Annotated in this window: 1 pseudogene; it reads left to right on the forward strand. The window is 43.2% G+C overall.

Annotated features, from left to right (window positions below):
* Positions 1 to 257, forward strand: a pseudogene (locus R2R70_RS21445) (DNA degradation protein EddB); the annotation flags it as partial.

Raw genomic sequence — 257 nt, forward strand, 5'->3', positions numbered from 1 at the left:
GTAACAAATAACTTTGGTTTAGGCCGTTACGGTGAAGTTGAGCTTGCAACAGAACGTTTATACCAAGGCACACAAGTTGCTATGCCTGGCGATGCAGCTAACGCTGTTGAAGTAGAAAACCTAACTAAAAAAATCTTAGTTGATGACGGTTCAACTGTTCAAAACTCAGATCCTACTGCTTACCCGACCCCAGGTTTATCAGCAGAAAACACATTACGTACAGGCGATAGTGTGAACAGCGTAACAGGTGCATTAGC

Origin of the sequence: Cobetia sp. SIMBA_158, assembly GCF_046566945.1 — a bacterium.
Lineage (GTDB): Bacteria > Pseudomonadota > Gammaproteobacteria > Pseudomonadales > Halomonadaceae > Cobetia > Cobetia amphilecti.